The sequence below is a fragment of the Methylobacterium sp. NFXW15 genome (assembly GCF_049887755.1).
In the GTDB taxonomy this organism is placed as follows: domain Bacteria; phylum Pseudomonadota; class Alphaproteobacteria; order Rhizobiales; family Beijerinckiaceae; genus Methylobacterium.
Genome location: NZ_JAGEKG010000002.1, coordinates 404,110 through 427,925 on the forward strand (window position 1 = coordinate 404,110; position 23,816 = coordinate 427,925).

Below are 23,816 nucleotides of genomic sequence, written 5' to 3' on the forward strand. Positions count from 1 at the left end.
AACCCCGTCGACGGCCAAGGCCGACGGCGAGCCCAGGTGGCGGAATTGGTAGACGCGCTGGTTTCAGGTACCAGTCTCGCAAGAGGTGAAGGTTCGAGTCCTTTCCTGGGCACCATCAGCGGCCTTAATCGCTGATCCGCAATAAGTATCCTACGATCAAGGGTTTAAGCGAGCACCGTCTGTTCAACAGGCGTGTTCAACATGACCCTTCAGATGCCCCGGCCGATGAAGCGTAAGGGCACCTCCAACCATCAGCTTGTGCAGCGTATCCCGGCCGACATTCTCGGCAAGGTGATCGGCTTGCCGCTGACGATCCCCATAGGCGACACCTCCGTCCACAAGGTCATCTCGGCCAGGGACAAGGACGTTCGCGTCTCCCTCCGCACGAACGATCCGAAGGAAGCCAAGGCACGCCAAGCCCAGGCCGTGGCCTACCTTGAGGCGGTATGGAGTTCCGTGCGTGAAGGGCCGCGAAGGCTCTCGCACAAGGAAACCCTGGCGATTGCCGGGGAGGTCTACCGGGCGCTTGCTGAGACCCTTGAGGATGATCCGGGTGAAGCGGCGAAGTGGGCGCGGATCGAGGCGGACAACGCTCGTGCCGAGACAGGGCAGTTCGGCCGGGCAGCGTTGATGATCCTCTCCGACGAGGAGCGCCGCAACAGGAGCGTTGAGGAGAGGGTAGGGGGCTTCTCTGACAGCTTCCTGAGCCGCCGTAGCCTCGTGATCGACCGTGACAGCCGCGTCAGGCTGAACGAGCAAGTCCTAGTCGCGCTTCGTCAGGCCAACCTCGTGCTTATAAAGCGTGCCGAAGGCGACTACACCCCAGACCCGCAAGCCGGACGCTTCCCCAGCTTCCCGGAGATGAAGGAAGGGGAGAGGGCCGTCAGCCTGCTCACCCTGTTTGATGGCTACGCTAAAGAACGCCGTCCCGCACAGAGCACCGTAGACCAATGGCGGAAGCACTGTGAGACGTTCATCGCCTTCATGGGCAGGGACGATGCGGGGCAGGTTAGTAAGGCCGATGTGGTTCGGTGGAAGGACGGCCTCGTTGCCGCTGGCGGTGCGCCGAAGACGATCAACGATGCCAAGCTCGCGGCGCTAAGGGTCGCGTTCGAGTGGGGCGTGAAGAACGTCCACGTGGCCTCCAACCCAGCGGCTGGCGTCGCTGTGGCTCACCGCAAGCGCCCCGATGAACGGATGCTTGGATTCACCGACGCGGAGGCCGAAGCGATCCTTCAGGCGGCATCGAAGGAGGCTCGCCCGTCCATCAGGTGGATACCTCTGCTCTGTGCTGCTACAGGTGCGCGGGTAGGGGAGATGGCACAGCTTCGGGCCGAGGACGTGATCGTTCAGGACGGCATCAACGCCCTACGGATCACGGCTGAGGCGGGGTCGCTCAAGAACCTTGGTTCCGAGAGAGTGGTGCCCATCCACCCGGCGCTCATCGAGGCGGGCTTCCTGGCGTTTACCGGCGCAGCTAAAGGGCCCCTCTTCTTCAGCCCCGCGCGCCGGAAGGCTGACGCGAAGAAGCCTCCGCACAAGATTGTCGCCAAGAACGTAGCGGCTTGGGTTCAGGGTCTCGGGCTAAAGGTCGGTAGGGCACACCGAAAAGACCCGTCCCATGCGTGGAGACACCGCTTCAAGACGCTTGCCCGTGCGGCTAGGATCAATGACAGCGTGGCGGATGCCATAGTGGGTCATGCGGCGGACACGGTGGCTAAGGCCTACGGGACGGTGACGCTGGAAACGATGAAAGAGGCCATCGAGCGGATACCTGTAACGAAGTAAGAATTGTCAAATTTCTACGGAGGGAGGTTCTTCGGTGTTCAACTTCTATCAAGCTGCGGAGCGTCGCGCGAAAGAGAAGGCGGCTGAGGCTAAGCGCCTTCAAGATATCCAAGACGAGACTAACACTACTGCTTGGCCATTATATCAGGCACTGAGCGACTATATTGCTAAGAACAATTTTCCTGCAAATGTAATGCAATATCACCGGACAATTAATATTGTAAAGAATGACGGAAGTTCAATGGATATCGAGGTTTCCGAAGGTCCAACATTTGTTCGCCAGCTAGGGGGCAGCACAGGCTCCCATTCTTCTCCAGATGATGTTGTAGGTGGGGAGCCAACTCGATCCGTCAGGGAGGTGGAAGATGCCATCGTGGATTGGCTTGGGACGCCCTGAAGCGAATGAGGAAGCAAGAGCCTTAGCCAAGAAAGCGTCTATGGAAGGATAGGCCGTTGAACGTGACTCTCGATAGAAGTCAGCGCGATGAGTTAGCTAGGCGGCATATTGAGAGTGCTGAAATTTGGTTAAGGCGGCTTGTCCATGAGATGCTTAGTCAAAGGTTTGGTGAGAATTTCCATGCTGAACCTGACGTGCTCCCTCGGAAAGCCAAGGATTGGATCGGAAGTCAATTAAGTTCGCATCCTGGGCGGTTCAAGCGCGCAATCGATGCGACATCATTCGACCAACTGGCTGATATTATGGTTCACCCAAGGCTATGGAGTGAATGTTTTTCTAGTTGCCTCAGTCACGCTTATCCGAATGGAAACAGTGAGGCGAGGACGTTTCTCACAAGGCTGCGGGACATCCGAAATGATGTAGCGCACGGAAGAGGCTGTAGCTCACGGCGTCTTGAACAGGCAATTTGCTACAGCAATGACTTGATCGAGAGCTTGCTCAATTTTTACAAGGAGCGCGGAGTGAGTAGGGAATACGACGTCCCGCTAATTACGAGGTTTGTAGATAATCTCGGCAATGAGAGTCATCTCGAAGATATAAGCCTAGACATAAATATGAGGGTGATGGATCTTAGAAGGTCGGGTAATGGAGACCTTCGGCCGGGAGACGTATTAGTCGCACAGGTCGAGGTCGATGCTAGTTTTGATCGGGTAAGTTATACGGTCTCACACTATGCTTCCCCCAGGTTTCACGGGGAAGGCAACGTTCTATCTCTGAAAATTACGAACGCCCACGTAGCTGAGCAATTTATTGTCCAATTTGACATTAAGACGGATCGCGATTGGCATAGACAGCACGGACTGGATGATCGATTGATAATTCTCTATCGGGTATTACCACCTGTGTGAGGGCCTTGATCGCGACTTGCTGCGGGTCACGACAGCGTGCCGCATGGGGATCGAGTAGCCGGTCACGAGGGTGACGGTGAGGTTCCGGGGGAGGTTGTAGCAGGGGCGCTCTTCGCCTTTCGCGTCCCTGTAGACCGACGCAAAATTGCGTTCGTCCAATCCCAACTGCTCCAGCATGTTGCGGATGACGCGCATCACATCCGCGTGTCGCTTCCCCGTCAGCTCTGCGATCTCTTGGCTGCTCATCGTCTGCGGACCAGCGCACGGCAGGGTGGTCAGCGCGTCCTCAAAGCGACTGCTGCCCGCCTGCGTTTCGTCTCTGCCTTGTGAGCAGCCCATGCTTCGGCGTTCTTCTTCGACCTGGGCATCGCCTCCTGCCACCGGCTGATGTGAGCCCGCATCTCTGACTTCGTTGCTGGTGACAGTCCGTCCATGTCCCGCAAGCGGTGGCGAACCTCATCCACCACTTCACCGAAGCGTGCTCTGCGGTAGTGCTCCAGAGCCCAGGCAGCTCGGTCAGCGGCGTCGCGGTGGAGGTCCATTTGGCTCTTCATGACCTCGTCATACCGCTCCAGCGCCTCGCCCACGGCGTTCAGGACGCTCTCGGGTATCGCGATCAACACGGTTGGTTCGGTCGTCATGGTGCTGAGCGGCTTACCTGATGGAGAGCTAAGCGCGACAATAGAGTCCGAGCTTACCGTTGCAAGGCGTGGCTCTCACAGGCGTCGTTCGGCCCACCTAGAAGCGGCTCTGCGTGGCCCTTTCCACTACGGAGGTGGTCGCCAAGAATGGCCGAGGACTAAACTTGGCTACCCAAGTAGCTGAACGCAGAAACGGCCCCGTGTGGGGGCCGCTGAGTTCGTCCATCCAACTGCTCAAGCCTAGGCTACAGCGAACTGTCTGACCCAAAGCCTCGTCAACACAGGCGAGACGACCGCATGTGTCCGCCCGAAATACAAGAGAAGGTTGCCGTTGACGGTCATGCAATCGAACCACCAGCGGCCCTTAACTTCGGCTCCAGCTTCTACCCACAAGTCTCCAAGCAGTGGGACAGCTGCGAAGAACGTCCACTTGTGAACTTCGACGTCGAGACCCAGACCCTTAACCTGTGCCATCACCAGACCCCTATCGCCACGTCGTTGCGTGAACTCTTGAAGGTTTGGCTGCAGAATTTGTGAGCGTCAAGGTGTATACATAAACAATCTAAAGCTCAACGTGTCCACCATCGTAGACTATTTCGCGTCGTCGACTGGGTAATACAGCGGATTTCGGTTATTGCTGCCTGTACACCATAGGGATGCTTATCTGCTACTGAACATGCGAACCTGTTGAGTGAGTGTGCGGTCGCCCCTGGTGGTTGGAAAAAAACAGGAGAAGCTCCTTTCGGAACTCCTCCTGTAACTCTTGTTGTCATCCAGCCTACTGAGCGGGGAACGGTGCCGAGGTTGCGTTCACCATGTGGACGAAGCCGGGGAAGTTGCCGAGGATGGTGAGTGCCCGGCGAACGTCGCCGCTTGTCAGGTGCCCATCAGGGTATGCGGCGGTGGTCAGCCCCCTTGTAGCCCCGTGGATGCTGTCGATAAGCCCCAACGTGGGGTTAGCAGCGAGACCCTTCGTAGGCTGCTGAGTGCTTCGGGTATCGAACAACGGATCAAGCCCGATCATCCCGGTGCCGAAGTCCCACATGCCGGGGATGAGCGACGAGGCCCCTGCCCTCTGGAAGCCCGCCATGGCTATCTTCTTCGGGTTGAGGCGCTCATCGTGGACCTTCTTCCGGTCCTCCTCATTCATCCACAAGGTGTTGAGGTTGGTCTGGACGGCATAGGCCATCGAGCCGAACATCATCGAAGCCATGAACCCGAAGAGGTCGTTGGCTTCGTGGAGGTGCAAGGACGAGAGCGTCTGCTTCGACCAAGCGCCGATGGTGAAGGTGCGGAACTGGAACAGGAGCTTGGCGAAGGGCGAACCCATCACAGCGTTCATCTGGCCAATGTCGTTCTGCTGGATAGCCCTACGGGTCCACGTCGAGATCGCGTGCTCGAACGCAGAGCGGGTCTGGGGCTCCCACTTCTCCAGGCCGAGGATGCGGACCTTCCGGCCGTTCTCCCCGTACACCCAGCTGTCATGCTTCTTGATCTCCTGAAGGACGCGCTTCTGCATGTCGGCATCGAGGCCGATCACGCGCATACGCTTCTCCGAGAGAACCCTCTTCTCCATGTTGTCGGCAGCGTCACGGAACTTCGAGATCGCCGCCTTCATCGCCCACCGCTCCTGAAAGGTCGTCAGGGGCGCCAGGGACATCGAGGAGACCACACGGGTGGCCTGCTTGGATGCCGCTTCGATGCGGTCCAGGCGGCTCGACGTAGAGGCACCATCATTCATCGCGGAGGCCACGTCACCGCTCTTCCACGACCCTCCGACACCGCGAAGGTGATCGGTACCGGCCGTGAAGTGGTACTCCCAGTCCTCCAGCTCGTCCCGCAGGAGCTTGCCGGTCTTGGCATCACGCATGAAGTCCCTGAATCCAGGGATGGTCTTCAGCATGTGACGCACACCAAACTCGCCCATGGACTTGCCGAACTCGGCCACCGAGGACCAGCCTGCCTGTGACATGAGGCGGACGAAGTTGACGTTCTGGACGATCCGCATGGCCTGCCCGAGGCGGGTCCGGTCGATGTCGTTAGGGACACCTCGGATCGAATCGAAGGCGAACTTCAGATCGCGTAGCTCTGCCTCTGCCGTCTTCAGCCGGTCACCATGGCGGATCTCCGCATCGTGGGCTCTGATCTTGGCTTCCAGGGTCTTCCAGTCGCCCTCGGAGTGGAGGCCGTCGATGATGTACCGCTCGCTCGCAGGGTCACCGACCTTCCACCGGGGGTTCTCGATCCGCATCTGCGCGAAGGCCACGGTCGAGGACATCTGGCGGTTGTAGGCGTTTGAGATCGCGTGGAGGTTATCCTCCCACAGCTCCGCTACCTTCACCTCTCGTGATCCATTCCGGCCACTGAGCTGCAGCGAGAAGTTCTCGTCCATCAGCGTCCTGCGCTTCTGGCGAGAGGTCATGGTCTTGCCGCCGCTCTCCGAGGCGCTCTGATCGAGCTGGTAGAGGGCCCGGTTCACGGCATCGTTGTCGAGGCCGTAGTTCACCAGATCACGACGGAGAGCCTCCATGTCCGACCCAGACAGGGCCTTCATGGTGTTCATCTCCTGGCCAGCCTCCACACGCGCCAGACGGTCGTAGTAGTAGCCGCCGAGCTGGTGAGCGAAGTCCGCGTCGAGGTCAGGGTTCTTCCTGGCGATAGCCTCACCGAGCAACCTACGGAGGTCGTTACCGAACTCCCCATTCAGCTCGTTGAAGCGGTCCCAGTTGGTGTACCTCGGGAGGTAGTGAGGGTTCTTTTCCAGGGTGTCGAAGCCAGGGACGGGACGGAAGGTCTCTCCCAGATCGCGGCCAGGGTTGGATGCCAGAGAGTGCCATTCTGCGGCGTTCTTCCTCCAGGCGTTGGCCCACCGCTCCACAGCGGGATCGAAGGTGGTCGTGGGGCTTTCATTGCGGACAGCCTTCGAGGCCTCCCGCTGGAACTGCTCCTTGACCCCACCGAACTCCCAGGCGTGGTAGCTGATGTTGTTCCTCTGCCGGAAGTCATTGGACGCAGCGATGTACTCGCGGTCCATGAAGACATCCTGCTGCTCCTTCATGTGCCGAGCCCTGGTCTCCAGCGACCGACTGACAGCCGTGGAGGTGTCACGGTTACCTACAGGGTCTTGCACGAGATGGTCAGCGACAGCTGCGATCAGTGAGTTCTCCGAGTTCTTGTGGCGAGCCGTATCGAACCGCAGACGGTCCATCCAGGCAGCACCTGACTTCTCCGTCTGGAGCCCGGCGATGCCCTCGATGTCATTGCGGACGGGATCACGATAGCCTGCTACCTGGGCAGCACCGGCAGACCCAGAACCAAAGGAGCCGTTCTCCAGGCTCTTGCGGGTGTCGTAGAGGCCCTTAACGGCACCCTCCATCACCTCGTCATGTCCCCTCCCCGCCCACATGTGGCGGTTCAGTAGGGCGTACCCAGCGGTGCCCGTGATGCCTGCCCAGAGGGCCTGCTCAGGCTCGTAGCCGGGCTTGTTCATGAGCGCCGGGACTTCGGTCAGGTAGGAGCCGATAGCGGCATCGGAGACACCGGCCAGGAGGGACGCAGCCTTACCAGCTCGTGCGAGGTTGGCAGCGAATCCAGCCGGGGCCACAGCGGCCAGGGCAATGCCTGCCGGATCGGCCATCCCCACAGCCATGCGGAGGTAGGGGTGATGTGAGAGGCGCTTCTCCACCTCGAAGTCCTGCTGTGCCCTGGAGACCCGGAAGTCCAAGTCCTGCTGGCTCATCGACTTCGAGAGGTACGGGAGGTAGCTCGGGGGCAGAGCCTTGATGTCGTCCCTCTTCAAGGTGTCGGGGGTGACGTTGAAGCCAGGATCGTAGACCACCTTCCCCTGCTGCTTGAGGAGATTGGACATCATCCAGTCCTGTGAGATGGACGCTCTGGTTGCCTCAACGAGGCTGTAGGCTTCCTTCTCGCGGTCGATCTCCTGCTGACGCTTGTCCTCGAAGGTGAAGGGGACACGGGTCTGGGTGCTCGAAAGGTCCACCTGGGTGCCCATCCGCTGGGCCTTCTCGGCCAGGGAAGAGTTGCTGACGGTGTACGAGGCACGCGCACCAGACGAGGCCATCTTCTTGGCCGACCAGTTGTAGAGGTCACCCACGGTGCGGATGTTCTTGAACACGGCACGGTTGGCCGCGATGGAGGCGGCATCGACCACCTGCTCCACAGGAGTGTCCGCAGAGGCCCCTAGAGCCCGCGCAGAGCCCACCGGGCCGAGGAACCATCCGAGGTAGCTCTCGGCATCGTCAGGGGCTCTACCAAGCTTCCTGTGCAGGTTCTCCTGGATCTCCTTCATGTAGTAGGGGGCAGCTCGGGCCTGCTGCTCGGCACTCATCTTGTTCGTGAGCCCAAGCTGGCCGTAGCGAGCCGCCATGCTCGACCAAGTGCTGTCGAGGAACTGGAAGAGGCCCCCGGCCGTCGAGGTCGAGGCCCTGGCGTTCGGGTTGTTGCCGCTCTCCTTGCCTGCGATCTTCCGCATCAGGTTGGCGTCCACCCCTGTCGAGGCGGCCGAGCGTTCCAGCTCCCGCTCCCACCCGGCACCCGTAACGGGCACCGGAGGGGCCTCCCGCACGGGCATCGCCGGAGGCATGATGTCCACAGCCCGCTTGGGCGCCGTAGAGGGTACGCTAGGGGCCGGGGGGATGGCCATGGAGGGTTGGGGCTTGGGAGGCGTGGAGGCCGCTGGAGGGGCCTCTGAGGGCGTGGCAGGCACCACTGGTTCCGGGGCCGTCACACTGACTTCAGGAAGTTGGACGGATGCGGGCACAGGTGTGCCTTCGCTCTCGCCCCGGTTAAGGGCAGGCTCGTTCATGAGGGTCTCGCGATGTTGGAGGCTGGTGCGGGAGCGCGATAGGCGCTGTTGTCTAGTAAATGCAGCCGTTGCCGAGGCTTCAGCCTTCGACTGGCGTGAAGTAGATGTTGTTTCTTCTCAAATTGAGGAAATCGTCGTCCGCACAGCCAATGCGTCTCGAACTGCGCTCGCCAACGATTGCTCGGGCAACTGAAAGAAGACGGCGAGACCCGCTATTGACGTAGATGCCAACGTAGGGGCGGCCACCACGCCCCCTCCTAAGCATTAGCCACTCAGAGGTGCCGTAGACCTGCGTTAGAACTTCGTAATCGGGCCTGTACAACCATACGGTATTTTCGGGAGCATTGGAGAGCCGCACGCCTACAAGGTAGAAGCCGTTTAGATCGGATGCGTAGGTCAAGTGGTGAGGATTACTCTCAGTCATGGGCGTTGCCCCGCGCGTGACGGCGGCGAACGATTTGATCGTTCCGGGCTACGCCATAAGCCACGAGGCGCCGAAGCTGCGTGACACCTTCAGAAAGGCCAAGCTGCGAGAGGATTACGTCCGCCCGAACCGCTGGCGAGATCGAGGAGCCGTCAGGCATTGTGAACTTCAGGATGTCGTAGACGAGGTTGTTCTGCTGCTCTGGGGTCATGGTGTGGTCTCGGATGTGGGTGTGGAAATGGAAACGGCCCCCGTGAGGGAGCCGCTGAAGGGGTCGTGAAGGGTGTCCGCAAATCTGCTGAGACCTACCCTAACTTTTGGTGGGTTACGCCCCGCTGACCCTGATGAGGCCAGCCTTGAGCGCCGTCCGGTACGTCATCTGACCCCGGCCGGGGATGTTCAGGAGCACCTGACCACGGACCTTGGAGGCCGTGATGCCGCCACCGAACTCGGCCTTCATGACGCTCTCCGGGTCATGCTCGGCCATCGAAGCGATGTACTCTCGAACCATCGGCTCATAGCCTTTGGTGCTGCGCTCCATCACCTGGGTCCTGCCAGCCGCCCGTAGATCATTGGGGCGATGCTGTTGTGCCCACTCAATGAAGCCCTGTGGATCATCGGAGCCGAAGCCCACGACTGCCTTCAGGGCCTGCGCCTCGAACCCCTTGAGCACACCATCAAGCCGCTGCTGCATTTCACTGGGCTCGATCCCAGCCTCACTGGCAGCACGGTTCAGTGTGGTGGTGTCAACTGCCCCTGCGGAGATGATCTCCTCTACGGCGGCGACTTGAAGGCTGGGGGACACGGCAGAACACAGGTCGTCTAAGTCGGCCTCTACTTTGGGGTCAGCCAGTCCCTCAAGCTGTTCCTCCCGCTCCTGACGCTGGTTCTCAGCATCGGCTCCTGCCGTCGCCTGCTCTACGCCTCCAGCGGTCTCGACGTAGCGCCCAGACACGTCCTTATGGACCATGCCCATCATCTCGGCGGTCCCCACGGAGACCTCCATTCCGTTGATGGTAATTACGTCCTTTGCCGTGATGCCGTTGATGCACGGACTACCCCATGGGGTTCGTGCCGAAGCGAGGATGCCGCTTGCACCCGTGGGGAGGGCATCGGCCGTGTTGAGCCCACGGGGCTTGTTGATGGCGGTGGTGCCATCAGGGTTGAGCGACAGGGCTCCCGGCTGGTCGTTGTAAGTGACCTTCGGAGGGCCTTCGGGGATCAGGTTCGAGGTGTTCGTGGGATCGCCATCGGTGGCGACTTGATAGGACTGGTAGGACATTGGGGGTTCTTTCGGTTCTGTTAGGGGTCAGGAGGCTGCACGCTTGGCGAGCAGCATGGCGGTGAGGTTCGCAGGATCGCGGCGGGCGGCTAGGTAGTTTCGGCGGATGCCCACGAAGGCGCCCCACTGGCGACCGGAGAGGGACACGACACCGCCCTCAAGGTTGTCGGCGGGGCGGATGGCTGCTCGGTGGTAGTGGGCGAGAGCGCGTAGATCGCGTTGGTCCAGGCCGTAGAAGGCTCCGTCCACGAGCATGTCCTCGACGTCACCGATGAAGTTGGCGACGTTCATTCCCGCTCGATGTAGGCGACGCTCTACCTGCCGAGTGACCTCACGGGGTTCGTAGGTCTCGCGAGGGTATGTGCGGGGACTGGGGAGGATGTGTTGGTCTTCTTCAGCCACGAGCGGTCCCCTTGCCGGTGGGGATCATCAGGCCGGAGAAGCGGCTCGGCCGACCACCACGCCCCTTGTCATGGATGAGGTTGGCGTTGCGGAGGTTCAGTGGATTGCCATCGAGGTACCGAACGCCGGTCTTTTCGAAGTCACCGGCCACCAAGCGAGCGACGTTCAGCTTGTTGTTTGACTGACCCGGAGCGCGGAAGCGGACGTAGAGCAGTCCCTTTCCATTACCGCTCACGGCCCAGACAGGAGTGCCGTACTGCTTGATGATACGGAGGTAGTCCGAGAGGTAGAGCCAAGCCACCTTCGCGCGGTTGGAGAGGCGAACTCCGACCACAGCTACGCCATTAGGATCGGTGGTGTGGGTCAGTTCGTGGGGGATTTGGGATTTCATGGTGTGGGTCTCAATCAATGTGATGCCCTTCAGGCGCACGAAGGCGCACCGCTCGCGGATGGCGAGGGTGGCGGTAGGCGTCAGGAAAGGGCGTTGAGGTGGTTGGGTTGGTCTGGGAGGGGCTACGGGCTCTCGGCCGCTGGTGAGCGAACCCTCAGTGCTGGAAACGCCTATCGGGCGTGATGGAAGATGTCGGTGTGGCGGGACTGTAGGCCGAGACCATCGACCGGTGCTGGAGGCCGAGAGGCGTTCCCTACGGTGCAGCGAAGGAGCGCCTGTTGGGAACCTCGATGGAACACCTCCAGAGGCTCAGTTCGAGATACGCCTTCCTTCAGCAGGGCGAGGGCAGCGGAGAACAGCGGATAGTCTGAGGTGGCCAACAGGCGGTCGCCTAAATGGACATGATGGCGCCCGTTCTCGGCTGGGCTGACGATGAGTTGCATGTGCTTGGTCCTGTAATGTGGTGGATTGGATGCCGCGTCAGGTGGGTCTAATTCGACCCTCATAGGGGCCACGCCTCGTTGATTTGCTCCACTCGAAGCGAAGCGGCGTCACCTACAGTAGTCCTGTAGAAGGAAGTTGCTTCGCCATCATGCATCAGTTCAAGAGTTTCCTGATTGGAAACACCCTCGGACTGTAGTATTCGAGCCGCTGCCACTAAGGGAAATGCAGACAGGCAGAGGAAGCGTTGGCCCAGGTAGGCTCGGTAACGACCTGAGGCGATGTGACGGATGGTGATGATCACTTCAGTGTCCTGGGCTTGAGTGTTGGGCCAGGGCGGTAGCGACGGAAGCCGAAGCCTCTGGCGTCGTCCTGAACGGTGAGGCGAGCTGCCGTACCGACCGTGGTCCTCATGCAGATCGTCTCCGATCCCTCATGGGTCATGGTCAGGGGTTCATCTGCCGAGACCCCTTCCTGAAGAAGGATGCGGGAAGCAGAGAACAGGGGGGTGTAAGAGGTCGTTACGAGGCGGCCACCGAGGCGTGCGTGATGCTGCCCTCGGCCCGCTGGGCTGACGGTTATGTTCATGGTCTCGATTGTGGATGGATGGGGGCCGCGAGATGCGGACGTAGGGATGTCCAGGAGCTACGGAGGTGTGAGCCGTAGGCGGGTGTTCAGTGGTTCAAGGTGGGTTGGGCGCCCTGAAGGGCTTCACGGGCTTCCTGGCGCGTACGCACGGTGTCGGAAGCGGTGTCGTGAGGGTGCTGGATGGAGCCCCCCAGATCTCGGGCCTCCTCATCCAGTCATACGAAAAAGGGAATGACGCCCTTTCTCTAGTGGTGGCCCGAAATGGTCGTGAAGGTGTCGGAGAGGGTCTCCCCAGTCATACCTTTTGGCATTGATACACCCCTCCTGAAGCGGACGCGCATCATTCTCCAAAAGGTCCGAGGACTGGCCCTAAGCCAGCCGTTCGAGCACGTTCAGGACGCTCCTGGCAGTCCAACGACCACCACGAGGAGTAGCGATGTGTCGAGCGTTCAGGGCTCCCGCGATGCCATTGGCTGACGTGATGCCTTCGGCCTTGATGCTGGCGATGACACCAGCCAACCCCTCTGCACGCTCCTGGGCTTCCGCCTTCACGGCCTTGACCGCGCTGCCGTTGCCGAGAGCCTTGAGGTGAGCAGCACCGTTCGGGTTCCCAAGTGTGACCCCCCGAGCCTTAGCAGCTGCCAGGGCCTTCTTGGTGCGGTCGCTGATGAGGTTGCGCTCCTGCTCTGCCACGGCGGCGTAGATGTGGAGCATGAATGGGTCCACGTTCGGCCCAAGCTCACTGACCACGAAGGGGACGCGGTGCTTCATGAGCCCGCTGATGAAGTGAACGTCTCGTGAGAGGCGGTCCAACTTCGCCACCAGCACAGGGCAGTCCCGGAGCTTGGCATCCCGTAGGGCAGCTGACAGCTGGGGACGGGTCTCAAGGGCGTCTGACCCCTTGCCTGTCTCCGTTTCGGAGAAGGTGCTGATGATGGTGTAGCCCTGGGCCTCTGCGAACCGCTGTACGGCCTCCTGCTGTGCCTCCAGGCCAAGCCCAGAGCGTCCCTGGGCCTTGGTGGAGACGCGGTAGTAGGCGACTGCGAGGCGGGTCATGGGCTGTGCTCACCACTGGCTTGCACAACCATCATACGGTCGTTTGGCAGATTTGCAAGGGATGTGAGACCTGTGGTTCACATTGGCTGACTTCTCAGCCGATCTCCCAGCCAACGCAATCGCCACAACGGTGGAAGACCACTCAGGGGTTGGTACGGGCTGTCAGCACCTCACCCACCCCTACCGGCACCTAGAGGCACCATCCCAGCCAGCTTGGGGCTCATCTACCCGTGCGCCTGGGCGTACCTCATCCCGTGCGCTCTCGCGCGATACCACGCGGGATACCGCACGCGGTCGCGAGGGGGGGCATGGGGGACATGGGGAAACTCGAATTAGTCGATCCCCCTTCGCATTTTTCTGTCAGACGCGATGGGGTTAGTGAGGGCGAGTAGACCAGAGAGCCTGACCACTTGGACAAGCATGGGCGTCCAGGCCAAGCCCTCTGGTAGTCGTTGAGGACGCCTTAAGGGGTACCGTTAGGGTGTCTTAGAGGTGATACTAATGGTGATAACCATCTTCAGTACCTCCTATACGACACCTTACCTATACACCCTACCTAACAATGTTTAGTACACCTTAATGTATCTCTCTCCCCTAGTGGTGGCCCTAATTGGCCGTCAGGGGTGCTTTCCTGAATGACCACAATGGGTTGGTCGATCCCGTCCATGCGTCGTTGTTCGGGTCCAGCTTCTCCTCGCCCTGGACGTACATACCGTCCTTGCGGATCGCAGGGAGTACCGTGCCGGTGACCCAGTTCTGGAACTCAGCGGCCTTCGGGTTCTTCGTCTGCGCTCGCATCACGAGGGTGTAGAGGCCGCTCTCTGCGATCAGCTTGGTGGCAGCGGGGATACCCAAGGAAGTTCCTAGGGTGCCGACCGGCTGAACCTCATTCTGACGAAGGGTCTTCAGCCAGGGAGACACACCCGCGTTCCCATTGAAGCGTGGGTAGAGGAAGCGGAGGACGTCAGCCGCCACGAACCAGGGCTTGCCCTCGATGGTGACGCTCCGCAGTTCCAGGCCAGCGAACGAGAAGGTGTTGGTCTTGGTGGTCATGTCCACTGCCGATGTTCAAGCAGCCGATCCACCTCGAGCGCGACGGAATGAGATCAAAAAAACTAGTATTTATAGGTACTTAACTCGATTTCAACTGTGGACACGCAGGCTGTGCAGTGCGGTGATAGTGGGGATAACGGTCCGAAGGCTTGCATCACGCCACGGCAACTCGCACCCTGACCTTAACGCGCAGGGGGAAGCGGCCAGCCCCACCACGGACAACCGCTTCCCTGCAGTCCAACAGCGCGTGCGTCACGGGTCCACACCGTGGCGCCCTTCGGTCCCGAGAGGATGACGCAGGGTCCACACCTGCAGGAGGCGGCTTCCACCCCCGTCTCCCCTCATCGGGGAACTGTGCCGCCAAGTTGCTCGATCTGCAACGGCGGTAGCATACGGAGGTAGACGGCGAGGAAGCCGATTAAGCCTCCGAGGCTACCAGCGTAGCCCAGAGAGCGTCTCTGCCCCCCACCGGTTGCACCTCCGCACTTCTCGGGCCTTCGGGCTGCGAAGAAGTATCGTGACTAGGCGAGTGTATGAAGCCAGCGGCGGAAGGCCCAGGACTGGCGATCACGGGTGCGCGTTACGGTGGCCTTCAGGCCTGCGAGGGAGACGAAGCGGAGCAGCTCCCGGCCCCTCTCCGTAAGGACGTTCGCGTAGCCCCAGGCATCACCGGGGAGCCGAGTGGATAGGTGCGCGGTCAGGGTACCGTAGGACCACCCGAGGGCAGCTTCGGCATCCTTCGAGAGCAGCCAGAGCGATCCTTCCCACCGCATCACCCTGACGGGGAAGTAGCGGCCGACACCTTTGATCTGGGGGTTGAAGTTCAGGACGGTCAGCGTCGGGTCGTGATTGGGTTTCCTCATGTGGCTCCTGGGTGGAAGGACGATCAGCGAGTTGACGGCGAGCCTCATCCCGTTCATCGTCACTGTTCAACAAAGGCGAGACGGCGGCGCCGAAAACCCTTGTAAATTCAACGGTTATGACGTGCGGACCCCCAGTCCTTTCCTGGGCACCATCAGCGGCCTTAATCGCTGATCCGCAATAAGACTCTAGATAAACTGAGAAAGCCAACATTGTCTGCGACACAGACCCGTTGTGCATGAGCGTTTAGGATAAAGCGCTCTTCATGCGGTCGCTTGGTCTGCTGAGAACTGTCTCTCCTCTCGCCTTCGACGCGGCTTTGTTAATTACGTGCCTGCGCCACGCGTCGCAGTTCGGTGAGAACATCCTCCGGCCGCGCGTTGCAGTGGGATGGGATAATGAACCTGACGGCCAGCGGTGTGGATCCCGCCGTGCCCCTCAGTGACAAGACGTCAAATGTTCGCCAGGCCAAAGCCAGAACGCTCAGTACCGTCGGCGCGAAGCGACCACCGATGATTCTGTCGCGATAGACGTAGAAGACCCGGTCGGCGACATCGCGTGGTGCGATCAAGGCGCGCTCACGACCATGGGGCAACGGTTCGACAAGTTCCACCGAAACCGGGGCCTTGCACTCGTTCACCTGAATCTCGTGCGGCATCGATGCGCTGCGAAGCAGGATGCTTTCCCCGCCGAGCGCGACGAGACCGGTATGATCTCCGTTTTCGGCATTGGTCTTCACCGCGTCTCCGGTGAAGACACGCAACGCAATCGCCGTCAGAAGCATGAGACTGAGCGCGGTCAATGCGATCCAGCCGGCCGACCCTCGTTCTCCGGAGCCCGTCATGCGCTGCGCTCGATGCGGATCACGATCGGAATGATCGAAGCCGCTGCGGAGGTCAGTGCCACGATGATCGAGCCTGTACCGTCGTGCCAGTACAGATAGGCGTCCCGCGATGGCACCATCGCCAGGACGCGAGCGATGTTGATCGCCACGACGAGAACCGCACTGATCGATAGCGCGATGAACGCACCTCTGTCAGCACGGTCGGCCGACATCTTAAGTACACACAGCCAAAGAAGCGCCGCCAGCGACAGGTTATGAAACGCCGAGCATCCCTCCAGCATGATGACTGACCAGTCGGCCTGAGTGCTCAGTTCAGAGCCGGTGGATTGAAGCCCGGGAAAGATCCACCGGCCTACTTGCGCCATGACGCTCACCTCGTAAGGCGCGATGACGAGGTAGAACATCTTGAATACGAGCTTGCCCCAGAGTTGGCAGAGCGAAAGGGCAAGCCAGATGTGCGCGATGTCAGCCAGCATCGCGCTGCGAGATCGCCCGGCGAGCAGCCATAGCCCCACCAGCGTCATGCCGAGATAAACGGCGTGCGACTCCGGCAATGTCCAGCACAGGGAGCAGAGAACGAGCACCCCAAGGTCGAGGCGCGAGAGGCCGGATGGAGCGCGCGGCTCCGCAAAGAGCAGCGACAAGATGGCCGCCGACGCGAAAGCTTCGCCAAGATCGAGTTCGACGAGGCGCTGAGTGCCCTGGAAAGGGTCGATATGGCGCTGGAGCCCCGCCACTACGACAGTGCCGATCGTGAAGACCAGCACCGACCAGGTGGCGGCGGAGGTCGGCAGACAGGCTGCTATCCGACCGAGCTACAGGCTGCGTGGACGGGGTGCGCTCGCCTGTTCGGGTGCCGTTGACTGAGCCAATGTCACTCTCAGGCCATCGCCGCCTTGCAGCATTCATTTCAAGGTTCGGGTCGAAGACTGCCTCAACCCTTCGGGCCCGTCCAACCCAATCAAGTCATAGGCCAAAGCAATCGTTATCGTCGGCATCCGGCACGGAAAGGCCGTTTCCGGCCGCTATGTGTTGCCTCGCGGAGAACGAGGGTCATTGCGTCAGGAATTGACTTGTAAATTCGATCTCAGCGCGGTTCGTGCGCTCACTAACCAATACAAAGCATGCGGGTGAGCCGTGGCCGACAATTGCTGCCGTAGCAGTTGCCCCGAGGGCGCCGCATGAGCTTGTTTGGCTCTTCTCCGTTCGAGCTCGTTTGTTCTGACGGCATTCACGAAGCGGATAAGTGCGCGCTAAAATCTTGATAACGCCACTGGAAACTGATCTCTCAACAAAATAAGCGGAAGATCAAAAAGAATATCTTGCGGCAATCTTCCTTTGTTCCCCGCAGGGCGGCAATATCTCATCGCCATCTGTCGACTCAAAATAGAAAAATTTATTAGATCCGATTACAACCGCAATCGGTAAAATTTTAATCATATGCGACTATCATTTATACACATTGCCTTTTGCTTGCTAGAACCCCCAACAAAACTCTCACTTACGTAGTTTGGTGACTTGCGCAATTGTGCGTCGCGGTAGAAGGATTAAGGCATCTTAACCCTTCTCTGGAGCAAGCCGTGCAGCGCATCGTTCGTGCTTCTACCGCATTGCTTGTCTCTTTTGCTGTCGTTCTTCCCACCATCGAGGCTCCACAAGCGCGAGAGAATAGGAAGTCGTACGCATCGGAGCGCGATGCCAACAGCGGGGTTGATACCTCTTTCATCGATCGCCAGCAGAAGATGTGGGGGCGCCTCTCCACCTCGATCTGCACGGGTTGCATCACGGCGACGAACCGCGTCGCACCGGTCAATTACGACAGGCCCGACACTGCCGTTGTCGCCGCGGTCAACACGCCACCTGCCAAACTCGAGACCGTGCGCACGGCGGTTCGGACGGCTGCGACCCCGCGTAAGTTCGTGGCGCTGAAGAAGCGCTACGCGAAACACCATCGCCGCGAACGCCTCCGGCTCGCTGCGCGTGCCCGCCAGCGGGCGGCCATGCTGGCGAAGAAGCGGGCGATGCACGTGGCTGCGTTGCGGCGTCGGCCTCATCAGGCACCGGTCCGCGCCACCTTCGTCCCCGCCTACGATGTGCGCTCCGTGCACACGGTCTATCGTGTTCCGGCTGGGCTACCCGCGACGCCGCGCGATGATGGGCGGTGGCACGAGACGATCCTGCCGGTGGCTCTGCGGCTGCGCAGGGGCTGAGGCGCCGGGCGGGCGAGTTGCCGCGCCGAGGAACCGGCCCGGCGGTCTTCCCTTGTTCGGGAGACCGCACTGACGCGGACGGAGCCCTCATGATGCGATTCCATCCGGCGGCTGCCCTCGGGCTGGCCTTCACCCTCTTGCCTGCCGTGGCCATGGCGCAGGGCAAACCCCTGCCACCGCCATCGACCGACGTCATGCCGCCGATCGCCTTGATCATCACGATGGAAGACGGGAAGCCGGTCTGCGCCCCGGCCGAATTGCTGGTGCCGGCCAACACCAACGTCGCGATGAACGTGACGAGCCAAGCGAATGCGGACGTGACGATCACGATCCCGGACCAATTCGCCAATGGTCTCGTGCTACACGCCGATGGAGACCTCGTGCATGTCGCGAGCGAGCACGGCTATTTGGTGAAGCGCAACGGGAAGGGCACGCTGAAGCTGCGCACCGAAGGTCCGGGACAGGTGAAATATGCCTGCACCGCCTCGACCAACCGAAGCCAGCCCTTCACAGGCGAGTACATTCGCAAGGCACCCGCCGGCTGAGGCAGAGCGGTGGCCCCGGCACGTGGCCGGGGCCATTCATGGCTTGAAGATCAGTCGATGACGTTACCGTCCGGGCCGACCTTCACGGTCTGATCCTTGTCGGCACCAGCCACCTTGATCTCGTACTGAACGGCCTTGCCGTCCTTCGAGACCTCGGCCTCATAGGCCTTACCGCCGCCCGCCTTGGTCTCGGCGATCGAGAGCGCGTCCTTCAAGGTCGTCTTCGCCTCATTGAAATTCTTTGGCGTCAGGAAGGTGAAGTAACGCTCGATCGGCTGATTCTCGGTCTTGTAGACAGCTCCGGTGTCGGCATTGATACCGTATTCCACCAGCTTACCGCTCGGATAGACCACCTTCACGGCGTAGTGCACCGGATCCTTGCTGTCGGCCTTCTCGAAGTCGGCATCGATGGCGCGGCCACCCTTCTCGTCGCCTTGCTGCTCGGCGGTGGTGATTGCCTGCGGCAGGCCGATCTTGGCGGTCTTGGCGACCTGCCATTCCTTCATGTCCTTCATGTTCCCGGCCGTGCCGGTGGTCTCCGCGGGCGCCTGGGCGAGGGCGAGGCTGCTGCCGAGAACGAGCAACCCGGCGGTGGCGGCAAAGGTCTTCATCATGGCGGTATGTCCCTGTTCTCTGTTTTCGCCGTCATGAACGCCCCAGGCGCGCGCCCGTTTCATCGATCCTGATGGGATCCTTATAGGAAGCGGCCGCTCTCCCTCTCGAACCCTCACGCGGTTCGCGGCCAGATCCAGACCTGGCGGTGATCGGTCGCGGAGAGTCCGCGTCGGCCCGCCGACCGGATCGCATGACCATGCTCGATGTCGTCTTCATCGCCGGGGGCCTCGCCTTCTTCGCTGCCAGCGCGGGCTATGCCGCGCTGTGCGAGCGTCTGTGAGGAGGCGGCCATGACCCTCGACCTCGCCCTCGGCGCCCTCGTGACCGCCGGACTCCTCGTCTACCTAACCTATGCCCTCATCCGCCCCGAGCGGTTCTGAGCGGCGTGCCGGACTGAAACCCATGACCCTCAATGGCTGGATTCAGATTGCGCTGTATTGCGCGATCGTGCTGGCGCTCGTGAAGCCGCTCGGTCTGTACATGACCCGCGTCTTCGGCGGGGAGCGCACCTTTCTCTCCCCCGTGCTCGGCCCCGTCGAGCGCGGTCTCTTTCGCCTCTCCGGCATCGATGCCCGGCAGGAGCAGACGTGGCTCGCCTATGCAGGCGGCGTCGTGGTTTTCCACGTCTTCGGCTTCCTCCTGCTCTACGCGATCCTGCGGCTGCAGGTTCTGTTGCCGCTCAATCCGGCGGGGCAGGGGGAAGTGGCGCCCGATCTCGCCTTCAACACGTCGACGAGCTTTATCACCAACACCAACTGGCAATCCTACGGCGGTGAGACGACGCTCTCATACCTGTCGCAGATGCTGGGGCTCACGCACCAGAATTTCCTCTCGGCGGCGACCGGCATCGCCGTCGCCGTGGCGTTGATCCGCGGGTTCAGCCGTGCCTCGACACGCACGCTTGGGTCCTTCTGGGTCGATGTCACCCGCGCGACCCTTTACGTGCTGCTGCCGCTTTGTGTGATCTATTCGCTGTTCCTGGTCTGGCAGGGCATTCCGCAGACGCTCGGCGCCTCCGTCGATGCGACGACGCTGGAAGGCGCCAAGCAGACCATCGCCCTCGGCCCCGTGGCCAGCCAGGTGGCGATCAAGATGCTCGGCACCAATGGCGGCGGCTTCTTCAACGCCAACGCCGCGCATCCCTTCGAGAACCCGACCGCGCTCACGAATTTCGTGCAGATGATCTCGATCTTCGCGATCGGCGCGGCACTCACCAACGTGTTCGGCCGCATGGTCGGGGACGAGCGTCAGGGTTGGGCGATCCTCGCTGCCATGGGCCTGCTGTTCCTTGCCGGCGTCGCCGTCACCTATTGGGCCGAGGCCCAAGGGAGTTCCGTGCTGAACGGGCTCGGGCTCACGGGCGGCAACATGGAAGGCAAGGAGGTTCGCTTCGGCATCGCCGCCTCGGCGCTCTTCGCCGTCGTGACGACCGCCGCGTCCTGCGGCGCGGTGAATGCCATGCACGACTCCTTCACCGCGCTCGGAGGGCTGATTCCCCTCGTCAACATGCAGCTCGGCGAGGTGATCATCGGCGGCGTCGGCGCAGGCCTCTACGGCATGCTGATCTTCGTCCTCATCGCGATCTTCGTTGCCGGACTCATGGTCGGTCGCACGCCGGAATATCTCGGCAAGAAGATCGAGGCGAAGGAAGTGAAGATGGCCATGCTCGGCATCCTCTGCCTGCCGCTGATGATGCTGGGCTTCACGGCACTCGCCGCCGTCCTGCCCGCGGGGCTCGCCGGTCCGGCGAATGCGGGTCCGCACGGCTTCTCGGAGATCCTCTACGCCTACACCTCGGCGGCGGCCAACAATGGTTCGGCATTCGGCGGGCTCACGGCCAACACCCTGTTCTACAATTCGACGCTCGGCATCGCGATGCTTGTCGGCCGGTTCTTCGTGAAGATCCCGGCGCTGGCCATCGCAGGGTCGCTCGCTGCGAAGAAGACGCTCCCGGCATCGGCGGGCACTTTCCCGACCCATGGCGGCCTGTTCGTCGGCCTGCTGGTCGGCGTGGTCCTCATCATCGGCGGGCTGACCTTCTTCCCGTCGCTGGCGCTGGGACCGGTGGTCGAGCATTTCGCCGGTGCCGCCGGGCAGACCTTCGGAACGGGGGGCTGAGATGGCGCGCCATCACCTCGCGTTTCACCGGCCACCCCGTGCCGCTCGCGGCGGGCCCCAGCCGGTGCGGGTCTCGGACCTGATCCTCGCCCTCCTCTCGGTCGTACTGCTCGGCGGCTTTGCCATGGCAGCGGCCGTCGTCCTGACCTTCGGATCCATCGGCTGAAGCGTCCCGCCGTCATGGCTCGCTCCGCGAACCCATGACGGCGCGGGCCTCGCGATCTTCAACGGACATTTCCCATGTCTCGCCCATCCTCATCCCTGTTCAGTCCCGCCCTCGTCGGCCCCGCCTGTCTCGGCGCCCTCGCCAAGCTCGATCCCCGCGCCATGATCCGCAACCCGGTCATGTTCGTGGTCGAGGTGGTGGCCGTTCTCACCACGATCCTGTTCGTCCGCGACCTCGTCTCGGGCGGGAGCAACTTGTTCTTCTCCGGGCAGATCATCCTGTGGTTGTGGTTCACCCTGCTCTTCGCGAACTTTGCCGAGGCCCTGGCCGAAGGGCGCGGTAAAGCGCAGGCGGATTCGCTTCGTCGAACCCGCACGGAAATGACCGCCAAGCGCCTCACCGGCAGCGGCAGCTCCTACGAGACCGTGCCCGGCACGTCCCTGAAGGTCGGCGATCTCGTCCTCATTGAGGCGGGGGACCTCATCCCTTCGGATGGCGAAGTGGTGGCGGGCGTCGCTTCTGTGAACGAAGCCGCGATCACGGGCGAATCCGCTCCGGTGATCCGCGAATCCGGCGGCGACCGTTCCGCCGTGACCGGTGGCACGCAGGTTCTCTCGGACGAGATCACGGTCCGCATCACCGCCGCCGCCGGGTCTACCTTCGTGGATCGCATGATCGCGCTGGTGGAGGGCGCCTCCCGGCAGAAGACGCCGAACGAGATCGCCCTGAACATCCTGCTCGCGGGTCTCACCATCGTCTTCGTCTTCGCGGTGGCCTCCATTCCCAGCTTCGCGAGCTATGCGGGTGGGAGCATCCCCGTTGTCGTGCTCGTCGCCCTGTTCGTCACGCTGATCCCGACGACCATCGGCGCGCTTCTTTCGGCCATCGGTATCGCGGGCATGGACCGGCTGGTGCGCTTCAACGTGCTTGCCATGTCCGGCAGGGCCGTCGAGGCGGCGGGCGACGTCGACACGCTGCTCCTCGACAAGACCGGCACCATCACACTTGGCAACCGGCAGGCGACCGAGTTCCGGCCGATCCCCGGCGTGTCCGAGCAGGAGCTTGCCGATGCGGCGCAACTGGCCTCGCTCGCCGACGAGACGCCGGAAGGCCGCTCCATCGTCGTGCTGGCCAAGGAGAAATACGGCATCCGCGCCCGTGACATGGCGAGCCTGAACGCGACCTTCGTGCCCTTCACGGCGCAGTCGCGGATGTCGGGTGTCGATCTGCAAGGCACCTCGATCCGCAAGGGTGCGGTGGAGGCGGTGATCGCCTCGCTGACCGGCCAACCCATGGCGTCCCGCGGTTCCAGCACAGCGCTCGCCTATGGCGGCGAGCCCGTGGCGGCGTCGGAGATCCGTGCGATTTCGGAGGAGATCGCCAAGGCGGGCGGCACGCCGCTCGCCGTCAGCCGCGATGGGCGCCTCCTCGGCGTGGTCTACCTCAAGGATATCGTGAAGGGCGGTATTCGCGAGCGCTTTGCCGAGCTGCGCCGCATGGGCATCCGCACGGTGATGATCACTGGCGACAACCCCATGACCGCCGCCGCCATCGCGGCCGAGGCGGGGGTGGACGACTTCCTCGCGCAGGCTACTCCGGAGGACAAGCTCGCGCTGATCCGCCGGGAGCAGGCCGAAGGCAAGCTCGTCGCCATGTGCGGCGACGGCACCAACGATGCTCCCGCCCTGGCGCAAGCCGATGTCGGCGTCGCCATGAACACCGGTACGGTGGCCGCTCGCGAGGCGGGCAACATGGTCGATCTCGACAGCGATCCGACCAAGCTCATCGAGATCGTCGGCATCGGCAAGCAATTGCTGATGACGCGCGGCGCGCTCACCACCTTCTCCATCGCGAACGACGTGGCGAAGTACTTCGCCATCATCCCGGCGATGTTCCTCACGCTCTATCCGCAGCTTCAGGCCCTGAACGTGATGGGCCTCGCCTCGCCGCAGAGCGCGATCCTCTCGGCCATCATCTTCAACGCGCTGATCATCGTCGCGCTGATCCCGCTCGCCCTGAAGGGTGTCGCCTACCGCCCGGTCGGCGCCGCCTCACTCCTGCGGCGCAACCTGCTGATCTACGGCCTCGGTGGGGTCATTGTCCCCTTCCTCGGCATCAAGGCCATCGACCTCGCCGTCACGGCCCTTCATCTCGCTTAAGCTTGGATTTCCGCTCCGTCTTTGCGAGCAATGCGAAGCAATCCAGGGATATGACGTCATTTGATGTCCCGATGTCCTGTATTGCTTCGCTGGCCTCGCAAA

General features: G+C 61.6%; 21 protein-coding genes and 1 tRNA gene. 10 read left to right on the top strand and 12 right to left on the bottom strand.

All coding sequences use genetic code 11. The features are described from left to right. Positions 1 to 30 precede the first annotated feature (30 nt). From J4O73_RS06265 to J4O73_RS06275, 3 genes are all read left to right on the top strand, one after another. A tRNA-Leu gene (locus J4O73_RS06265) sits at positions 31 to 115 on the top strand. Positions 116 to 201: 86 nt separating this feature from the next. Further along, positions 202 to 1,788 carry a DUF6538 domain-containing protein gene (locus J4O73_RS06270; protein WP_426215612.1) on the top strand — a complete coding sequence of 529 codons (1,587 nt, stop codon included), beginning with the start codon at positions 202 to 204 and terminating at the stop codon, positions 1,786 to 1,788. Between the two features lie 34 nt (positions 1,789 to 1,822). After that, a complete protein-coding gene (locus J4O73_RS06275; protein ID WP_426215614.1) occupies positions 1,823 to 2,185 on the top strand; it encodes a hypothetical protein in 363 nt (120 codons plus the stop codon). Positions 2,186 to 3,078: 893 nt separating this feature from the next. Here J4O73_RS06275 and J4O73_RS06280 read toward each other — a convergent pair. The 3 genes from J4O73_RS06280 to J4O73_RS06290 form a co-directional block, all read right to left on the bottom strand. Then, complete coding sequence (locus J4O73_RS06280; RefSeq protein ID WP_426215997.1) at positions 3,079 to 3,432, bottom strand: Rha family transcriptional regulator; 354 nt, start codon at positions 3,430 to 3,432, stop codon at positions 3,079 to 3,081. Further along, complete coding sequence (locus J4O73_RS06285) at positions 3,369 to 3,734, bottom strand: hypothetical protein (RefSeq protein ID WP_426216014.1); 366 nt, start codon at positions 3,732 to 3,734, stop codon at positions 3,369 to 3,371. Before J4O73_RS06285 ends, J4O73_RS06280 begins: the two co-directional genes overlap by 64 nt. Before the next feature lie 778 nt (positions 3,735 to 4,512). Continuing rightward, complete coding sequence (locus J4O73_RS06290; protein WP_426215616.1) at positions 4,513 to 8,301, bottom strand: transglycosylase SLT domain-containing protein; 3,789 nt, start codon at positions 8,299 to 8,301, stop codon at positions 4,513 to 4,515. A 680-nt stretch (positions 8,302 to 8,981) separates the two neighbouring features. Here J4O73_RS06290 and J4O73_RS06295 point away from each other — a divergent pair. Then, positions 8,982 to 9,263: a hypothetical protein gene (locus J4O73_RS06295; protein ID WP_426215618.1), complete on the top strand. Its 282-nt coding sequence runs from the start codon at positions 8,982 to 8,984 to the stop codon at positions 9,261 to 9,263. A gap of 45 nt (positions 9,264 to 9,308) precedes the next feature. Here the strand turns inward: J4O73_RS06295 and J4O73_RS06300 are convergent, their stop codons facing one another. From J4O73_RS06300 to J4O73_RS06335, 8 genes are all read right to left on the bottom strand, one after another. Beyond that, the gene (locus J4O73_RS06300; RefSeq protein ID WP_426215620.1) at positions 9,309 to 10,265 is read right to left on the bottom strand and encodes a hypothetical protein; all 957 of its coding nucleotides are present in this window, start codon (positions 10,263 to 10,265) and stop codon (positions 9,309 to 9,311) included. A 27-nt stretch (positions 10,266 to 10,292) separates the two neighbouring features. Next, complete coding sequence (locus J4O73_RS06305) at positions 10,293 to 10,556, bottom strand: hypothetical protein (RefSeq protein ID WP_426215622.1); 264 nt, start codon at positions 10,554 to 10,556, stop codon at positions 10,293 to 10,295. A gap of 103 nt (positions 10,557 to 10,659) precedes the next feature. Continuing rightward, a complete protein-coding gene (locus J4O73_RS06310) occupies positions 10,660 to 11,058 on the bottom strand; it encodes a hypothetical protein (protein WP_426215624.1) in 399 nt (132 codons plus the stop codon). A gap of 1,398 nt (positions 11,059 to 12,456) precedes the next feature. Continuing rightward, a complete protein-coding gene (locus tag J4O73_RS06315; protein WP_426215626.1) occupies positions 12,457 to 13,143 on the bottom strand; it encodes a recombinase family protein in 687 nt (228 codons plus the stop codon). 606 nt (positions 13,144 to 13,749) lie between these two features. Further along, on the bottom strand, positions 13,750 to 14,196 hold the full coding sequence (locus tag J4O73_RS06320) for a BRO-N domain-containing protein (RefSeq protein WP_426215627.1): 447 nt from the start codon (positions 14,194 to 14,196) through the stop codon (positions 13,750 to 13,752). A gap of 521 nt (positions 14,197 to 14,717) precedes the next feature. Further along, positions 14,718 to 15,059 (bottom strand): hypothetical protein, encoded by a 342-nt coding sequence (locus tag J4O73_RS06325; RefSeq protein ID WP_426215629.1) that lies wholly within the window; start codon positions 15,057 to 15,059, stop codon positions 14,718 to 14,720. A gap of 320 nt (positions 15,060 to 15,379) precedes the next feature. Further along, the gene (locus J4O73_RS06330) at positions 15,380 to 15,901 is read right to left on the bottom strand and encodes a hypothetical protein (RefSeq protein WP_426215631.1); all 522 of its coding nucleotides are present in this window, start codon (positions 15,899 to 15,901) and stop codon (positions 15,380 to 15,382) included. Then, complete coding sequence (locus J4O73_RS06335; RefSeq protein ID WP_426215633.1) at positions 15,898 to 16,668, bottom strand: hypothetical protein; 771 nt, start codon at positions 16,666 to 16,668, stop codon at positions 15,898 to 15,900. Before J4O73_RS06335 ends, J4O73_RS06330 begins: the two co-directional genes overlap by 4 nt. An 813-nt stretch (positions 16,669 to 17,481) precedes the next feature. Between J4O73_RS06335 and J4O73_RS06340 the strand changes: the two genes are divergently transcribed. Continuing rightward, positions 17,482 to 18,111 (top strand): hypothetical protein, encoded by a 630-nt coding sequence (locus J4O73_RS06340; protein ID WP_426215635.1) that lies wholly within the window; start codon positions 17,482 to 17,484, stop codon positions 18,109 to 18,111. Positions 18,112 to 18,200: 89 nt separating this feature from the next. Beyond that, positions 18,201 to 18,656 (top strand): anaerobic typically selenocysteine-containing protein, encoded by a 456-nt coding sequence (locus tag J4O73_RS06345; protein WP_426215637.1) that lies wholly within the window; start codon positions 18,201 to 18,203, stop codon positions 18,654 to 18,656. A 50-nt stretch (positions 18,657 to 18,706) separates the two neighbouring features. Here J4O73_RS06345 and J4O73_RS06350 read toward each other — a convergent pair whose 3' ends face one another. Next, a complete protein-coding gene (locus J4O73_RS06350) occupies positions 18,707 to 19,270 on the bottom strand; it encodes a PepSY domain-containing protein (RefSeq protein ID WP_426215639.1) in 564 nt (187 codons plus the stop codon). Positions 19,271 to 19,561: 291 nt separating this feature from the next. Between J4O73_RS06350 and J4O73_RS06355 the strand changes: the two genes are divergently transcribed. From J4O73_RS06355 to kdpB, 4 genes are all read left to right on the top strand, one after another. Continuing rightward, positions 19,562 to 19,651, top strand: a complete 90-nt coding sequence (locus J4O73_RS06355; protein WP_231345999.1) for a K(+)-transporting ATPase subunit F — start codon at positions 19,562 to 19,564, stop codon at positions 19,649 to 19,651. Positions 19,652 to 19,673: 22 nt separating this feature from the next. Further along, positions 19,674 to 21,389, top strand: a complete 1,716-nt coding sequence (gene kdpA / locus J4O73_RS06360; protein WP_426215641.1) for a potassium-transporting ATPase subunit KdpA — start codon at positions 19,674 to 19,676, stop codon at positions 21,387 to 21,389. A gap of 1 nt (position 21,390) precedes the next feature. Beyond that, positions 21,391 to 21,555 (top strand): hypothetical protein, encoded by a 165-nt coding sequence (locus tag J4O73_RS06365; protein WP_426215643.1) that lies wholly within the window; start codon positions 21,391 to 21,393, stop codon positions 21,553 to 21,555. A 74-nt stretch (positions 21,556 to 21,629) separates the two neighbouring features. Then, entirely contained in the window at positions 21,630 to 23,714 is a 2,085-nt protein-coding gene (gene kdpB, locus J4O73_RS06370) for a potassium-transporting ATPase subunit KdpB (protein WP_426215645.1), read from the top strand. Positions 23,715 to 23,816: the final 102 nt, after the last annotated feature.

Coding starts and splice junctions, on each gene's coding strand:
- J4O73_RS06270 (WP_426215612.1), top strand. CDS start 202: ATGACCCTTCAGATGCCCCGGCCGATGAAGCGTAAGGGCACCTCCAAC.
- J4O73_RS06280 (WP_426215997.1), bottom strand. CDS start 3,432: ATGGGCTGCTCACAAGGCAGAGACGAAACGCAGGCGGGCAGCAGTCGC.
- J4O73_RS06285 (WP_426216014.1), bottom strand. CDS start 3,734: ATGACGACCGAACCAACCGTGTTGATCGCGATACCCGAGAGCGTCCTG.
- J4O73_RS06295 (WP_426215618.1), top strand. CDS start 8,982: ATGGGCGTTGCCCCGCGCGTGACGGCGGCGAACGATTTGATCGTTCCG.
- J4O73_RS06300 (WP_426215620.1), bottom strand. CDS start 10,265: ATGTCCTACCAGTCCTATCAAGTCGCCACCGATGGCGATCCCACGAAC.
- J4O73_RS06305 (WP_426215622.1), bottom strand. CDS start 10,556: ATGAACGTCGCCAACTTCATCGGTGACGTCGAGGACATGCTCGTGGAC.
- J4O73_RS06310 (WP_426215624.1), bottom strand. CDS start 11,058: ATGAAATCCCAAATCCCCCACGAACTGACCCACACCACCGATCCTAAT.
- J4O73_RS06315 (WP_426215626.1), bottom strand. CDS start 13,143: ATGACCCGCCTCGCAGTCGCCTACTACCGCGTCTCCACCAAGGCCCAG.
- J4O73_RS06320 (WP_426215627.1), bottom strand. CDS start 14,196: ATGACCACCAAGACCAACACCTTCTCGTTCGCTGGCCTGGAACTGCGG.
- J4O73_RS06325 (WP_426215629.1), bottom strand. CDS start 15,059: ATGAGGAAACCCAATCACGACCCGACGCTGACCGTCCTGAACTTCAAC.
- J4O73_RS06330 (WP_426215631.1), bottom strand. CDS start 15,901: ATGACGGGCTCCGGAGAACGAGGGTCGGCCGGCTGGATCGCATTGACC.
- J4O73_RS06345 (WP_426215637.1), top strand. CDS start 18,201: ATGATGCGATTCCATCCGGCGGCTGCCCTCGGGCTGGCCTTCACCCTC.
- J4O73_RS06350 (WP_426215639.1), bottom strand. CDS start 19,270: ATGATGAAGACCTTTGCCGCCACCGCCGGGTTGCTCGTTCTCGGCAGC.
- J4O73_RS06355 (WP_231345999.1), top strand. CDS start 19,562: ATGACCCTCGACCTCGCCCTCGGCGCCCTCGTGACCGCCGGACTCCTC.
- kdpA (WP_426215641.1), top strand. CDS start 19,674: ATGACCCTCAATGGCTGGATTCAGATTGCGCTGTATTGCGCGATCGTG.
- J4O73_RS06365 (WP_426215643.1), top strand. CDS start 21,391: ATGGCGCGCCATCACCTCGCGTTTCACCGGCCACCCCGTGCCGCTCGC.
- kdpB (WP_426215645.1), top strand. CDS start 21,630: ATGTCTCGCCCATCCTCATCCCTGTTCAGTCCCGCCCTCGTCGGCCCC.